This is a genomic window from Corynebacterium macginleyi, from assembly GCF_003688935.1.
Classification (GTDB): Bacteria; Actinomycetota; Actinomycetes; order Mycobacteriales; family Mycobacteriaceae; genus Corynebacterium; species Corynebacterium macginleyi.
In genome coordinates, this window is sequence record NZ_REGE01000003.1 from 1 (window position 1) to 13,691 (window position 13,691).

The 13,691-nt window shown below is 56.9% G+C and carries 15 protein-coding genes and 1 pseudogene; 1 reads left to right on the forward strand and 15 read right to left on the reverse strand.

The window, feature by feature from the left end:
• Positions 1-133 precede the first annotated feature (133 nt).
• A pseudogene (locus tag D9V82_RS03310) lies at positions 134-553 on the forward strand (HNH endonuclease signature motif containing protein); the annotation flags it as partial.
• Here D9V82_RS03310 and D9V82_RS03315 read toward each other — a convergent pair.
• The 15 genes from D9V82_RS03315 to atpA all read right to left on the reverse strand — a co-directional run bounded on the left by D9V82_RS03315 (position 550) and on the right by atpA (position 13,663).
• Positions 550-1,665, reverse strand: coding sequence for a cysteine desulfurase family protein (locus tag D9V82_RS03315; RefSeq protein ID WP_121910978.1), 1,116 nt, complete (start codon positions 1,663-1,665; stop codon positions 550-552). The pseudogene D9V82_RS03310 and the gene D9V82_RS03315 overlap by 4 nt on opposite strands.
• A complete protein-coding gene (locus D9V82_RS03320; RefSeq protein WP_121910979.1) occupies positions 1,665-2,606 on the reverse strand; it encodes an electron transfer flavoprotein subunit alpha/FixB family protein in 942 nt (313 codons plus the stop codon). Before D9V82_RS03320 ends, D9V82_RS03315 begins: the two co-directional genes overlap by 1 nt.
• A gap of 8 nt (positions 2,607-2,614) precedes the next feature.
• Positions 2,615-3,397 (reverse strand): electron transfer flavoprotein subunit beta/FixA family protein, encoded by a 783-nt coding sequence (locus D9V82_RS03325; RefSeq protein ID WP_121910980.1) that lies wholly within the window; start codon positions 3,395-3,397, stop codon positions 2,615-2,617.
• A gap of 25 nt (positions 3,398-3,422) precedes the next feature.
• Positions 3,423-4,556 (reverse strand): THUMP-like domain-containing protein, encoded by a 1,134-nt coding sequence (locus tag D9V82_RS03330; RefSeq protein ID WP_121910981.1) that lies wholly within the window; start codon positions 4,554-4,556, stop codon positions 3,423-3,425.
• Positions 4,553-5,380: an NUDIX hydrolase gene (locus D9V82_RS03335; RefSeq protein ID WP_121910982.1), complete on the reverse strand. Its 828-nt coding sequence runs from the start codon at positions 5,378-5,380 to the stop codon at positions 4,553-4,555. Before D9V82_RS03335 ends, D9V82_RS03330 begins: the two co-directional genes overlap by 4 nt.
• Positions 5,380-6,198: an ABC transporter ATP-binding protein gene (locus tag D9V82_RS03340; protein WP_183122427.1), complete on the reverse strand. Its 819-nt coding sequence runs from the start codon at positions 6,196-6,198 to the stop codon at positions 5,380-5,382. The genes D9V82_RS03335 and D9V82_RS03340 overlap by 1 nt, the downstream gene beginning before the upstream one ends.
• A gap of 50 nt (positions 6,199-6,248) precedes the next feature.
• Positions 6,249-7,175: a tetratricopeptide repeat protein gene (locus D9V82_RS03345; RefSeq protein ID WP_121910984.1), complete on the reverse strand. Its 927-nt coding sequence runs from the start codon at positions 7,173-7,175 to the stop codon at positions 6,249-6,251.
• The gene (locus D9V82_RS03350) at positions 7,175-7,483 is read right to left on the reverse strand and encodes a thiamine-binding protein (protein ID WP_121910985.1); all 309 of its coding nucleotides are present in this window, start codon (positions 7,481-7,483) and stop codon (positions 7,175-7,177) included. Before D9V82_RS03350 ends, D9V82_RS03345 begins: the two co-directional genes overlap by 1 nt.
• Positions 7,484-7,493: 10 nt before the next feature.
• The gene (locus D9V82_RS12575; protein ID WP_121910986.1) at positions 7,494-7,778 is read right to left on the reverse strand and encodes a hypothetical protein; all 285 of its coding nucleotides are present in this window, start codon (positions 7,776-7,778) and stop codon (positions 7,494-7,496) included.
• Entirely contained in the window at positions 7,778-8,470 is a 693-nt protein-coding gene (gene nucS, locus D9V82_RS03360; RefSeq protein ID WP_121910987.1) for an endonuclease NucS, read from the reverse strand. Before nucS ends, D9V82_RS12575 begins: the two co-directional genes overlap by 1 nt.
• Before the next feature lie 21 nt (positions 8,471-8,491).
• Entirely contained in the window at positions 8,492-8,971 is a 480-nt protein-coding gene (locus D9V82_RS03365) for a DUF2550 domain-containing protein (protein WP_121911140.1), read from the reverse strand.
• Between the two features lie 184 nt (positions 8,972-9,155).
• Complete coding sequence (locus D9V82_RS03370) at positions 9,156-9,524, reverse strand: F0F1 ATP synthase subunit epsilon (RefSeq protein WP_121910988.1); 369 nt, start codon at positions 9,522-9,524, stop codon at positions 9,156-9,158.
• 9 nt (positions 9,525-9,533) lie between these two features.
• Positions 9,534-10,979 (reverse strand): F0F1 ATP synthase subunit beta, encoded by a 1,446-nt coding sequence (atpD, locus tag D9V82_RS03375; RefSeq protein WP_121910989.1) that lies wholly within the window; start codon positions 10,977-10,979, stop codon positions 9,534-9,536.
• Positions 10,980-10,982: 3 nt separating this feature from the next.
• Positions 10,983-11,972: a F0F1 ATP synthase subunit gamma gene (locus D9V82_RS03380; RefSeq protein ID WP_121910990.1), complete on the reverse strand. Its 990-nt coding sequence runs from the start codon at positions 11,970-11,972 to the stop codon at positions 10,983-10,985.
• Between the two features lie 50 nt (positions 11,973-12,022).
• On the reverse strand, positions 12,023-13,663 hold the full coding sequence (atpA, locus tag D9V82_RS03385) for a F0F1 ATP synthase subunit alpha (RefSeq protein WP_121910991.1): 1,641 nt from the start codon (positions 13,661-13,663) through the stop codon (positions 12,023-12,025).
• Positions 13,664-13,691: the final 28 nt, after the last annotated feature.

The window sequence follows — 13,691 nt, forward strand, 5'->3', positions numbered from 1 at the left end:
AGACACCTCATGCACCGCACAGGAGACGCCAATGGTGACCACAACCAGCTAACCGCCTGACCTCAAACACAGAACTGAATACCGAGCCGAAAGCACAAACGGCTACACCACTACACGGGACTTGACCACCCCGACTACCACTTGGGATATGGACCAGGCGGCAATGAGGGTAAGCCCAGCCTACTCCACGCCACCGCTCGTCGGTGCTTATGTGGAAGGTCGCGATGGTGTCTGCCGTTGGCCAGGCTGCAACCGACCCGCCTACAGCTGCCAAAAAGATCATCGGATCGATTTCTCAGAGGGAGGAAAAACGACCGCAGGAAATTTAGCCTCGCTGTGCCAACACCACCACAACATAAAAACGGATAGAAGCGCCTTTTACATCATGGATCCTCACAGCGGAGATATTGTCTGGCTGTTCCAAGATGGCCGGTGGGAATACGACGAACCACAGGGGCCTCTAGCTACAAAGAATAAGAACTGGGCGCTGACCGTTGCCCAGGCAATCGCCGCGCGGCGACGCAACGCCGCCAAAGAAAGGACCGATACTTAAACCGTGCGAGCCCGGGCGACGACATCCGGCAAGTGCGCAAGCAGGTAATCCACATCGTCTTTTGAAGTAAGACGGCCCAAGGTGAAACGGAGGGACCCGATTCCTTCATCTTCGGTGACACCCATCGCCGACAACACATGAGACATGCGGTTGACGCCTGCACTGCAGGCACTGCCAGTCGATGCCTCAATCTGCAGCGAGTCCAGCAACATGATGAGACTATCGCCATCGCTCCCAGGGAAAGAAACATGCAGGTGCGAGTGCAAGCATGGCTCGGTGGAATTGACGAGGACGTTATCAATGGAAGAGACAATCCCCTCCCGCAGCTTGTTCCGTAGTGCAGCGACGCGTTCGGATTCGGCAGCGCTTTCGGCAATAGACTCCTCCAAAGCCGCGGCGAGCGCGGAGGCGCCGGCTACGTCTACCGTGCCGGGGCGAAGCCCGCGCTCTTGCCCGCCGCCGTAGTAAATCGGCTGTGGTGCAGGGGTACGCTTCGCCAATAGCACGCCGATACCGCGCGGGCCGCCAAATTTGTGGGCGCTGGCGGCAAGCGTCGTCAGACCCAACTCTGTAAAGTTGATTGGAAGCTTGCCCGCTACCTGCACCGCATCCACGTGCATCGGAATACCAGATTGTTGCGCGAGGGTTGCGAGCTTTTCGATGGGCTGAACCGCACCGGTTTCGTTATTGGCCCACATGCAGGTGGCAACATCGGCAGGCTGAGCGAATGCACCCTTATCGCTGACATGGCCACTGCGGTCCACCGGGAGCAGATCGACATTGGCGCCGTCTCGGGCAAGCTTGCTTACGGTATCGCGCACCGCTGGATGCTCAATATCCGTCGAGATAATGCGGTTGGTTTTTCCCGCCGCATAAAGCCCCTGGATAGCGATATTATCTGCTTCAGTACCAGAGGAGGTAAAGACGACCTCGATGGGTTCGCACCCAAGGAGGGAGGCGACCTTCTCGCGGGCATCATCCAGCACGGAACGGGCCCTGCGCCCCGAAGCGTACTGCGCGCTAGAATTAAGCGACCCGGAGGCGGCAACCCATGCGTCAATGGCGGATTGGCGCATCGGTTGGGTTGCTGCGTAGTCGAAATAATGCGGCATTACCGGCGCGCCTTCAGTTCCTCAGTCAGAGCTGGGGCAATTTCGTGTAGGTCGCCTACGACACCGAGATCTGCGATCTGGAAAAATGGCTCATCTTGGTCCTGGTTGACCACCACGATAGTGCCGGAGGTCTGCATGCCCGAAGTATGCTGAATTGCACCGGAAATGCCCAGCCCAATATAGAGATCCGGCGACACAGACACGCCAGTCTGGCCCACCTGGTGGGGGGCGTCGTAGAAGCCTTCATCGACAGCGTCGCGGGTGGCACCGACGGCACCACCGAGGGCATCGGCAAGCGGCTCTACAATCTCGGCGAAGTTATCGCCTACGCCACGGCCGCCGCATACCACAATTCGGGCTGCGGTGAGGTCGGGCCGACCAGACTTTTCAGCTGGGGTAAAGGAATTAACCTTGACATCTCTCTCCGTGGCCGCAGGTAGCGGCATGGGGGCGGGCTGGGCTTCCACCTGCTGGGGCTCTGCTGCGACTGAACCGGGCTGCAGGGTATAAATAGGGCAGCTGCCAGAAGCCTCCGAGGTGGTCTCGTAAGTGGCGCCGAAAATTGTCATCGTCGCGGAACCATCCGCATTGATAGAGTCCACATTGGAAAGCACACCGGAAGCCAGGCGAGCAGACAGGCGGCCAGCAATCTCATTATTCGTCGGGGTGGCGGCTAAGACCATCGGCGCCGGATTTGCCGCGCCTAAGGCATGCAAGGCATCAACTTCAGGGGTCACCAGACGCTGGTCATAATCCTCGGCCGTTGCCTGCACCACCTGGGCGGCACCGAGGGCCGCTAGTTCGCCATCAAAAGCATCCGCTTGCTTGCCGACGACCACCGCAGACACCGTACCCAACTCGCGTGCAGCAGTAATGAGCTCACTGGTAACGGGGAGAATGCCGTCTGTATCGTGTTCAACAAGTACGTAAACGTGAGACATTTCTACTCCTAAATCAAGTTCTTTGCGGCAAGGAAATCAGCAATCTTCTTCGCAGCATCTTGCGGCTGTGGCTCCGAGATAACCTCACCGGCCGTGCGCGGTGGGCGCTTGGAAGAAGCAGTTACCCTCGTGGTCGGCGCGACGGCATCAATGCCCAAATCCGCCACACTCAGAGTGGTAATCTCTGCTTTTTTAGCGGCCATTAGCCCTTTGAAATTAGGGAAGCGTGGCTTATCCGCTTTATCGGTGACTGAAATAATTGCAGGTAGAGCGGCCTCAAGTTCCCAGGTTCCGCGGGCATCGTCGCGGGTGCCTTTCACTGCGCTGCCTGCAAGCTCCACTTGATGTAGCTCGGTCAACGCGGGTAATTGGCGGTACTCCGCCAACAAACCGGCAAGCATTCCAGTCGAGGAATCGGAAGCCTCATTACCCAACGTAATCAGTTGGACGTCCTGGAGCGTGTTAATCGCCGCATTGAGCGTCCACGCGGTTGACAGTGCATCAGCGCCGGCCAGTGCGTCATCGGATACTAGGACCGCGTCATCTGCACCCATCGCAAGCGCCTTGCGAAGAGCTTCATCCGCTTGCGCGGGTCCCATCGTCAACGCGACTACACGGTAGTTCTCATCCGGGTTGTCATCGCGCAACCGTAACGCCTGTTCCACGGAATACTCATTAATCTCATCAATGATATTATCCACGGAGGTGCGATCCAGGGTGTGATCATCTTCCAAGGATTTGGTGGACCACGTATCTGGTACATGCTTGACCAGAGCCACAATCGTTGGCATTGGGGCAATCACCTTTCAGATAGATTTATCTTGCGTAATTATCTTCGGACGATAATACTCGGGGTTGGCACAGCAAGGCGATACCCTGTGAGCCAATTCGCGTAATGATAACTGCGAAAGGCCTCGACCCCTTTAACTTCATCTGCTTTCTCAGCTGGTCGGGATCAATATCGACCCCGCGCACAAGGATTTCCAGGCTGCCTGCATCATAAGATTTTAGTACCGACTTTAGGCGCTTTAAGGGAACCTTTTCTATGAATGGAAATCCCGACATTCCCTGCGGAATGCGATTGCCTGTCAAATACGCGATTCGCGGATCGATCTGCCACAATCCCTCGCGCGCGGCGTAATGCTGCACGAGACCGGCGCGCACCACTGCCCCATCGGGATCAATAAGATACGTGCCGATCTCACCAGCCTCTGGTAAGTGCTGCTCTTCATCTGTTAGCACGTCAACCGACTCCCCTTGAATCATTACCGCCTGCCTGCCAGTTCCAAGGCCAGGTGTGTAAAGGCATGCTTCCTTAACTGCCCCGTTGACGCTGCTTATGATGACCAATCCATCCCAATCATTGAAATCAAGCCCCGGTGCGCACTTGATGGCCATGTGTGCGTCCCTGTGCGCAGCTATCAGGTCCGGCAACGGTGGCAGCAAGTCTTCCGGGCGGGAAATCCGTCGCCCTGATTTTCTGCGGGCAGGGTCGGCGATAATCGCGTCAGCCGCAGAAGTAGTTGTTAGCGCGTCTGCTTGAAAGAAAGAGCCAGAAGCCACATTATGCCGGGCCATGGCAAGGCGCGCGGCGTCGATATCGGAGCCGATGTAATCAAGGCTGGATGCATAGCCTTCGGTGCCAATGGAACAGGTAACGTCGTGCACGCTGCGCACTCCCCGCTGGCGCAAAAACTCGGAACGATAGCGCGCGACGGGCAGCGGGGTGGCTTGCTGGGCTGAATCGCCATCCATAAGCCAAGTCTCAGGCAGCTTTTTGCCCCGTCGGGCAATAAGCAGCTCCATAGCGCAGCGCGCATAATCACCGTAGGCAGCTTTCAGCTTTTCTATATCCCGCAGCCGCGAAGCCTTGCTCAGCTCCAAATCCCAGCTGGTGAGTTCGGCGTTATACTCGCTTAAAAAACGGACTTCGTCGAGGTTAAAACTCATATGCGCTCGGTGGGGGTGGTGGCAAAATATTCCGCATACTGCGGATCGTTTCTGGGATCGCCGATGACGGGGCGAAGGTCGGACGATGAAGCATCATCAAGCACTTCCTGTACGGTGGAGTATTTGCATAGCCGCTGCATCTGCGCCCACGTAGGAACTACAAGGCGGACAAGTCCGGCCCGCCAGCCTTCCAGGACGAGCTGCGGCGAAAACCACCCAGCGTCATCGGCCTCGTGGGTATCCCCGTCCGGTTCCTGCCCACGCGGGAGCACGGCGACGAAGAAAAAGGTATCGAACCAATGATTTTTGCTTTGCCCTACCCACCGGGCCCATGGAAAGAGCATATCGGTATCGACGCGCATCCCGTTATTGCTGAGGAATTCGGTAAAGGAGATGGTGTGATTTTCCAACAGCCTTCGCTCGCGGTAATACCCGCGTACATCAGAAATCTTGCCATAATCCCGGATAGCAAATAAGATACCGGATTCCTCGAAGAGCTCCCGGGCCGCGGCAAAGACTAAAGCGTGTGCCTTGTACTTGGTCACGCCCATACGCCGAGCCATAGACACGACGGACTTTCCGGCCCACAAGTTACCGGAACCCCAAGAGCGCGGTGGAAAATCGCGCGGGTCTACCCCACCGCCGGGGAATACGGCATGGCCCGGGTAGTTACGCATGGTGCTCACGCGTTCTTGCACCCATACCTCGAGCCCTTCGGGGCCATCGCGAAGCAACAGCACGGTCGCTGCCATACGCCCACCGTTGAACCCGGTGAGATCGTTGGAATCGATCGCATCGAGCCGGTCATGAATCTCGTTGTCCATCAAGATATCCGGCGGGCAAAGTATCGCTTCCCAATGCGATCCACTTCAATGGGCTGGTGGAAAGCCTTGGAAAAGTTTTCCGAGGTCAGCACGGAATCGATCATCCCTTTTGCTACCACCTCTCCTTCATCCAGAAGCATCGCGTGGGTAAAGCCATACGGGATTTCTTCCACGTGGTGGGTAATCATAACGATGGCCGGGGCATCCGGATCCATGGCGAGATCGCCCAAGTATCTCACAAGATCCTCGCGACCCCCGAGATCCATACCTGCGGAAGGCTCATCGAGGATGAGTAGCTCCGGGTTGGACATCAAGGCGCGGGCGAGGATGACGCGCTTCTTTTCACCTTCCGAAAGCGTCTTCCACGTGCGTTCCTTTAAGTGGCTGGCGCCGACCCGGGCCAAAATGTCATCGGCGCGGGAAAAGTCCATATCGTGGTACTCTTCGCGCCACCGGCCCAGAACTGCATAACCGGCGGAAATAACAAGGTCGTGGACTCTCTCATCCGCGGGAATACGCGATTGTACGGCGGCAGAGGAAAGACCAATCAGCGCGCGAAGATCCCGCATATCGGTCTTGCCAATTTGCTCACCCATCAAAAAGGCCGTGCCCTTGGTAGGAAATTCCTCTGCGGCCGCCATGCGGACCAGGGAGGTCTTTCCGGCACCGTTCGGCCCGATAATGACCCAGCGTTCATCGAGCTCGACTTGCCAGTCCACAGGCCCTACCAAGTTCTTGCCACCGCGGCGCAACTCCACGCCACGGAAGTCGATGAGCCAGTCTTCATCAGTTGGGGTTACGTCGTTCACGTCTTCCATTGTGACTGATTTATTCACCGCCCGCAGTAATTGACACAGCTCCGCCGACTTTAATACAGCACGTTCGCCAGCATCGTGCGTGCCTTAAGGACACGGGGATCATTGCTTGCAAAAAGACCGAAGAACTCAAGCAGTCGCTGCCTCAGCTGAGCCTTCTCATCGCCGCCTGCGAACTGCATCGTCTCAATAAGACGGTCGAAAGCCTTTTCTGGGGCACCTGCCACGACTTCGGCATCAGCGGCACGCATCTGCTTGTCGATGTCCCCCTTATCCCCATCCGCAGCAACAATCGGGTCCTCGGTTTGGTTTGCAAGATCTAGCCGCTTTAAAATCACGGCGGTATCACGCGCCCGCTTAATCTGCACATTATCACGATCCGATTCCAAAATAGACTCATAAATCTTTATTGCGCCATCGAAATCGCCGGCGTTTAAGAAAGATTCTGCCTCCTGCAGGCGAGGGTCATCCTCTTCTTCCTCGTGTGCAGCAGCCGGAGTGGGCTCAAGGCCCTTAAGCTGCGGGCCCACTTTTTCTACCAGGCTATCCAACCACCGCTGGAGGGCCTCCTTGGGCTGGGCTCCCTCGAAATTAGTAAGCGGTTGTCCGGCAGCAATGGCTACCACGGTAGGCAGATTTTTCACCCCAAAGGCTTGCGCAACCTGCGGAGTGGCCTCCGCATCGACGTAGCCTACGAGGAATTTCAAGTTGCCCGCCACCGCTAATTCCTGCAGGTCGTGCTTCAGCTGCTCGGACTGAGTAGAACGCGGTGTGCCGATGAGTACGACGACCGGAACCTCGGTGGAGCGGCGCAACACGTCAGAATCGAAGTTCGCCTCGGTGATGGTAAAAAATGGCTGGACTCGGCTAGCCTGTCCAGCTGCCGCCTGCTCTTGCGCCTGCTGTCGGGCTTCAGCACGCGCCTTGACCTGGCTGAGATCGAGCGCACCGCCCACATACGCATTATTCGCAGAAGTCATTAATCCTCCTTAGCTAAACGACGATTCACGGCATCTACTTTATCTGTCAGTTGGTTTGTCACACCTTCGCGGATATCAGCCTTAACTACCAATGAAGTGCGCGGCGATACCGCCCGCACCGCTTCCGTAGCTTTTTTGATCGTCCCAAATACCTCGTCCCACTCACCTTCTAAGAGGGTAAACATGGCGTTGGTTTCATTGGGCAAGCCGGATTCGCGAACCACGCGGACCGCCTCCGCCACGGCATCTGCCATCTCGCCCGAGTCATTATCCACCACTGCAGGTGCTACTGAAAATGCAACAATCATGCCCGCGAGTCTACCTTCGCTCCCAGCAGTGCCGATGCCAATGGCGGCGATCGTCGCCTTGCCTACCGGTATCACGCGGCCAGGCGACGATGTGAGCGACTCCTGGCGGAATATTTTGATTACATTCTGGGCAAATATAATATTTTTGCGCCCGCGCGGAACCAATATGCCGCATGATATGAGGCTCTCCGTGCGTCCACCTAGGCCCTTCGACCGTCTGCGAACCCAAAAAGGTTGAGCCGTCTTCTGGCAACGGCCGGGATTGCTGTGGTTTTCGCCGATTTCGCCGTGGCATTAAAATAACCGCAATTCTTTCGATTCAAGTCCGCGCAGCTCCTGGTAGTCCAAGACCACACAGCGTATCCCGCGGTCTTCGGCTAGCATTCGGGCTTGCGGTTTGATCTCCTGGGCCGCAAAAATCCCGGATACCGGGGCGATTAACTCATCGCGGTTCAGCAGATCCAGGTAGCGGGTTAATTGCTCTACTCCATCGATGCCACCGCGGCGTTTAACCTCCACGGCGACATTCCGGTTATCAGCGTCCTTAGCCATGATGTCTACCGGACCGATGGCAGTAGGGTACTCACGGCGGACCAGGGTAAAATTAGAGCCCAAGGTATCTATCTTCTCAGCCAAAAGCTCCTGCAAGTGTGCCTCCACACCATCTTTGACCAGCCCGGGGTCCTCGCCCATGTCATAGGAGATATCCTCGTGGATTTTCGCAATTGTGATGCGCAATTGCTCCCCTTTCGGGTTTTCCACTAGCCACAACACCTCGCCTGTGTCATTGCCATCGACGTCCTCAATGGCGGATTCATTCACGGTGCACGGCGGGGTCATCCAATTCAGAGGCTTGTACGCGCGGTCATCGGCATGCACCGATACCGAGCCATCTGCTTTGATGATAAGCAGGCGGTCCGCCAAGGGCAGGTGGGCGTCGAGCCGTCCCACGTAATCAACTGAACAACGGGCGATTACTAAGCGCATGGCTACTACCCTAGCCTGTTACTAGTGGCGCTTGGACTGGCGGGTAACTCGTTGCCGCAACCGCTTGTAATCGAAGCGCTGTTGCCGCTTGGACGGCGCCGCCTCAACCCAGGCTTCAAAGGCCATAATCCCACGGGCATCGGAAGCCAACTCGTATTCCGCATCCCCGGTCCTAAAGTGCACCACTTCGGTTGCATGAGACATAAAAGAAGCCTCGTCATCATCTAGGGAACGAGAGTTCACAATGGTGATGTCGAGGCGGTTGAACCAAAGATTATAGCGCGGAAATACAGAACGCAGTTTGAAGTATTCGACAACTTCGCCGGTATATCGCAGTACACCATGGCGCCAAGAATAGCTATCTTTCGCCGGCATTGGGCGCAGCAAAACTGCGGTACCGCGCGAACGCAAGGTAAAAAACCGCAGGGCAGCCAGCAGGACGAACAGCAATACCACTACCGCTAAGGCCCACAGGACCACCGAGATAACCATTGAATTCATGGGCTCCACACGCCATCCTTGGTTAGTGAAAGAATAATTATTTGGATTGTAGCGCTTGATTCCGCTTGCACGCCAATAAGAAAAGACCAAGAAAAAGTGAAAAGCGCACCGGAAAAATCCGATGCGCTTTTTTGAGAGCAGGAAGGGCGGATATTGCTGCCCTCTCCTACCAACCCAAGGTTTATTAAGCCTGTGAACGGCGAAGTGCACGCAGTGCGGCCTCACCGCGAGACTTGGTGAGCTCATGGGACGAAGAGGAATCCTCTTCTGCCTTGGCCTTATCCACCTCGTCGGACCAAATAGCCCAATCGGCGAGGACGGTAATCTTGTCCTGGGTAACGGAGAGGAAGCCACCCTGGACGGCGGCAACACGCCGCGCGCCATCAACTGGGTGGATGGTCACTACACCATTGTCGATCAACTGACCGATCACAGGTTCGTGACCGGGAAGCACGCCGATCTCACCCTCGGTGGTTTCTGCCGTCACCATGGAGGCCTGACCGGACCACAATGAGCGCTCAACGGAAACCAATTCGGCGGTGATGTCAGCCATGGGCTCTCCCTACTTCTCGTTCAACTTTTGGTATGCAGCCTCGACGTCATCCAAACCACCCAAGCCGTTGAATGCCTGCTCTGGGTAGTGGTCGAACTCACCGTTGCAGATGCGCTCGAAGGCATCGATCGTATCCTGCAGCGGCACGTAGGAACCCTCCAAGCCGGTGAACTTCTCTGCAACGAAAAAGTTCTGACCCAAGAAGCGCTCGATACGGCGGGCACGCTGCACGGTAACCTTGTCTTCTTCAGACAACTCGTCCATGCCCAGGATGGCAATGATGTCCTGCAGTTCCTTGTTCTTCTGCAAGATACCGATGACGCGCTGTGCAACCTCGTAGTGCTTCTCGCCCACAATGCCAGGCTCGAGGATACGAGAGGTAGAGGTCAGGGGGTTCACTGCAGGGTAGATACCCTTGGAGGCAATGGCACGGTCCAGCTCGGTCGTCGCATCCAAGTGGGCGAAGGTCGTGGCTGGGGCCGGGTCAGTGTAGTCATCCGCAGGCACGTAAACGGCCTGCAGAGAGGTAATGGAACGACCCTTGGTGGAGGTAATGCGTTCCTGCAACACACCCATCTCATCAGCCAAAGTTGGCTGGTAACCCACAGCAGAAGGCATACGACCCAACAGGGTGGATACCTCGGAGCCCGCCTGGGTAAAACGGAAGATGTTGTCAATGAACAGCAGCACGTCCTGGTTCTGCACATCGCGGAAGTACTCCGCCATGGTCAGGCCGGACAGGGCCACGCGCATACGAACTCCTGGTGGCTCGTCCATCTGGCCGAAGACAAGTGCGGTGTCTTGCAAAACGCCCATCTCTTCCATTTCTAGGAAGAGGTCGGTGCCCTCACGGGTGCGCTCGCCAACGCCGGCGAAGACCGACGTACCAGAGAACTCGCGGGCAATACGGGTAATCATTTCCTGAATCAGGACGGTCTTACCCACACCCGCACCACCGAAGAGGCCAATCTTGCCGCCCTTCACGTAAGGGGTCAGCAGGTCGATGACCTTAATGCCGGTTTCGAGGATCTCGGTCTTGCCCTCGAGCTGGTCGAATGCTGGTGGCTCGCGGTGGATTCCCCACTGCTCGCCGTCGCGGCCGAGGCCCGGCTCGTCAAGGCAGTCACCGAGAGCGTTGAAGACGTGGCCCTTGACGACGTCGCCGACCGGAACGGAGATAGGCTGCCCGGAATCGACCACTTCGGCACCACGGACTAGGCCGTCGGTAGGTGCCATGGACACGGTACGAACAAGGTTGTCACCGAGGTGCTGAGCGACCTCAAGGGTGACGGTCTTTGCCACAGCTTCAAGCTTAATCTCGACGTGAAGTGCGTTGTACAGGGCCGGAAGTGCCTCACGCGGGAATTCCACGTCCACCACCGGACCGATGACGCGCACGACACGACCGGCGACTGCCGAAGACTGTGCATTCTGCTCTTGCAGAGCTGTAGTCATAATCTAGTCACTTTCTGCGCTGTCAGATAGCGCGCCAGCGCCACCGACGATCTCTGAAATTTCCTGGGTAATCTGCGCCTGACGAGCCTGGTTAGCCACACGAGAAAGGTCATTGACCATCGCGGTAGCGTTGTCAGTAGCAGATTTCATAGCTGTACGGCGTGCAGCGGACTCAGAAGCCGAAGCCTCCAAGAACATAGCAAATAGGATACGCGAGACGTACTGGGGAAGCAGGGCTTCCATCAAGGTATCCGCGTCCGGTTCGAACTCGAAGTCCGGGGAAATATTATCCACTCGCTCCGGGTCCTCTAGTGCGGAGTCACCCATCTCGAACTCCTCGCCCTGCACTACCGGCTCAACAGGCAAAAGCTGCTGCGCACGCGCGGTTTGGGTGAGCATCGACTCAAATTCGGTGTAGACCACATGCACTTGGTCGAAGCCGGTGACACCCGCTCCTTCACCTTCCGCATGCAGACCCTCACGGGCCTTGGTGATTCCCTTCGAACCAGCAATGAAGCCATCGATTATATGGCGACGCACGTTGTGGGTAGCCTCCCAGGTGGGATCCTGAGAGAAACCGTCCCAGCTGCCGGCTACTTCTTCCTCACGGAAGTTGTAATGCCCGATGCCTTTGCTACCGGCAACGTAGAGAACTACCTCGTAACCCTTACTTTTGAGGAGGGCCTTGAGCTGGGCTGCCTTCTTAAAGACGTTGTTGTTGTAGCCACCGCACATGCCTCGGTCAGAGGTAATTACGAGAATCGCGGCGACGTTGCCGTCTTCACGCTCGCGCAGCATAGGGTGCTCTAGCGTCGACGCAGCGGCCAACCGGTTCATGACATTGGTCAGCTCAGTCGCGTACGGCTGAGAAGCTTCTACCCGAGCCTGCGCTTTGGTAATGCGCGAGGTAGCAATGAGCTCCTGGGCTTTGGTGATCTTCTTGGTCGAGTTCACGGACCGAATGCGGTCGCGCAATTCGCGAAGATTAGCCATCGTTTCTCCTCCCTTCTTTCATATAGACGGTCAATTACGAGAGCCGAACTCTACTTAGCCGTCTTCCGGGAGACGTTGAGCTCAGTGCTTTTCACGTCATTTTCATCCAAAGGATCTACAGGCTCTTCGGTACCCAAATTCTGACCTTCGGAGGTACGGAACGTAGGTGCGAATTCCTTGGCTGCGGCTTCGAGTGTTTCCTTGGACTCATCGCTCAACGCCTTGCCACCAGCGATCTGTTCAAAGACCTCTGGAGTATTAGCGTTGAGGTACTCGTGCACCTCGGCCTCGAAGCGGCGGACGTCCTCGACGGGAACGACGTCGAAGATGCCTGCCTCGGCGAGGTAAATGGACACCATCTGGTATTCCACCGCCTGCGGCGAAGATTCAGACTGCTTCAGCAGCTCAACCAAGCGGGAGCCACGCTCCAGCTGCGCCTTGGAGGCAGAATCAAGGTCAGAAGCGAAGGCAGCGAATGCCTGCAAGTCACGGTAAGCAGCTAGGTCTAGACGGAGATTACCCGCAACCTTCTTCATACCCTTGGTCTGTGCCGCACCACCAACACGGGACACGGACACACCAACGTTGATAGCCGGGCGAACGCCCTGGTTGAAGAGGTCAGACTCCAAGAAGACCTGACCGTCCGTAATGGAAATGACGTTGGTCGGGATGAAGGCACTGACGTCATTGGCTTTCGTCTCAATAATGGGCAGAGCGGTCATAGAGCCTGCACCCATGTCATCAGAGAGCTTAGCAGCACGCTCTAGCAAACGAGAGTGCAGGTAGAACACGTCACCTGGGTAAGCTTCACGTCCTGGCGGGCGGCGCAGCAATAGCGAGATTGCGCGGTAAGCCTCAGCCTGTTTAGTCAAATCATCGTAAATGACCAGGACGTGGTTGCCCTCGTACATCCACTGCTGCCCCAGTGCAGCACCAGAAAATGGTGCCAGCCACTTGTAGCCAGCGGAGTCAGAGGCCGGGGCTGCCACAATAGTGGTGTAGTCCAGCGCGCCGTGCTCTTCGAGGGTACGACGCACGCTCGCGATGGTTGAGCCTTTCTGGCCAATGGCGACGTAAATACAACGGACCTGCTTGTCCTTGTCGCCAGACTCCCAGTTGGCCTTCTGGTTCAAAATAGTATCGATGGTAACCGCGGTCTTACCGGTCTTACGGTCACCAATGATCAGCTGGCGCTGACCACGTCCAATCGGAGTCATCGCATCAATAGCCTTGATGCCGGTCTGCATTGGCTCTTCAACCGGCTGGCGCTGCAGCACCGAAGGTGCCTGCAACTCGAGGACGCGCTCTTCTTGGCTTTCGATTGGGCCCAAGCCGTCGATGGGCCGGCCCAGTGGGTCGATAACGCGGCCGAGGAATTCCTCGCCCACGGGGATGGAGAGAACCTCGCCGGTCCTCTTCACCTCGTCGCCCTCCTTAAGGGACTCGTAGTTACCCAGGACCACGACACCAATAGAGTTGGTGTCAAGGTTCTGTGCGACGCCAATTACGCCGCCGGGGAACTCGAGCAGCTCATTCGCCATGACGGATGGCAGGCCAGAAACCTGCGCGATACCGTCAGCTGCCGAAATGACCACGCCGACCTCCTCACGGGAGGCCTCCGCGGAGTAGCTCGAGGTGTAGTTCGCGATCGCACTACGGATCTCGTCGGAGGAGATCGTCAGCTCCGCCATGTTCTTCCTGCTCTCGGTAGTATCTTCC

Bases quoted from the DNA above. Each gene is read 5' to 3' on its own strand.
- D9V82_RS03315 (WP_121910978.1), bottom strand. From the start codon at position 1,665: ATGCCGCATTATTTCGACTACGCAGCAACCCAACCGATGCGCCAATCC.
- D9V82_RS03320 (WP_121910979.1), bottom strand. From the start codon at position 2,606: ATGTCTCACGTTTACGTACTTGTTGAACACGATACAGACGGCATTCTC.
- D9V82_RS03325 (WP_121910980.1), bottom strand. From the start codon at position 3,397: ATGCCAACGATTGTGGCTCTGGTCAAGCATGTACCAGATACGTGGTCC.
- D9V82_RS03330 (WP_121910981.1), bottom strand. From the start codon at position 4,556: ATGAGTTTTAACCTCGACGAAGTCCGTTTTTTAAGCGAGTATAACGCC.
- D9V82_RS03335 (WP_121910982.1), bottom strand. From the start codon at position 5,380: ATGGACAACGAGATTCATGACCGGCTCGATGCGATCGATTCCAACGAT.
- D9V82_RS03340 (WP_183122427.1), bottom strand. From the start codon at position 6,198: ATGGAAGACGTGAACGACGTAACCCCAACTGATGAAGACTGGCTCATC.
- D9V82_RS03345 (WP_121910984.1), bottom strand. From the start codon at position 7,175: ATGACTTCTGCGAATAATGCGTATGTGGGCGGTGCGCTCGATCTCAGC.
- D9V82_RS03350 (WP_121910985.1), bottom strand. From the start codon at position 7,483: ATGATTGTTGCATTTTCAGTAGCACCTGCAGTGGTGGATAATGACTCG.
- D9V82_RS12575 (WP_121910986.1), bottom strand. From the start codon at position 7,778: ATGCCACGGCGAAATCGGCGAAAACCACAGCAATCCCGGCCGTTGCCA.
- nucS (WP_121910987.1), bottom strand. From the start codon at position 8,470: ATGCGCTTAGTAATCGCCCGTTGTTCAGTTGATTACGTGGGACGGCTC.
- D9V82_RS03365 (WP_121911140.1), bottom strand. From the start codon at position 8,971: ATGAATTCAATGGTTATCTCGGTGGTCCTGTGGGCCTTAGCGGTAGTG.
- D9V82_RS03370 (WP_121910988.1), bottom strand. From the start codon at position 9,524: ATGGCTGACATCACCGCCGAATTGGTTTCCGTTGAGCGCTCATTGTGG.
- atpD (WP_121910989.1), bottom strand. From the start codon at position 10,979: ATGACTACAGCTCTGCAAGAGCAGAATGCACAGTCTTCGGCAGTCGCC.
- D9V82_RS03380 (WP_121910990.1), bottom strand. From the start codon at position 11,972: ATGGCTAATCTTCGCGAATTGCGCGACCGCATTCGGTCCGTGAACTCG.
- atpA (WP_121910991.1), bottom strand. From the start codon at position 13,663: ATGGCGGAGCTGACGATCTCCTCCGACGAGATCCGTAGTGCGATCGCG.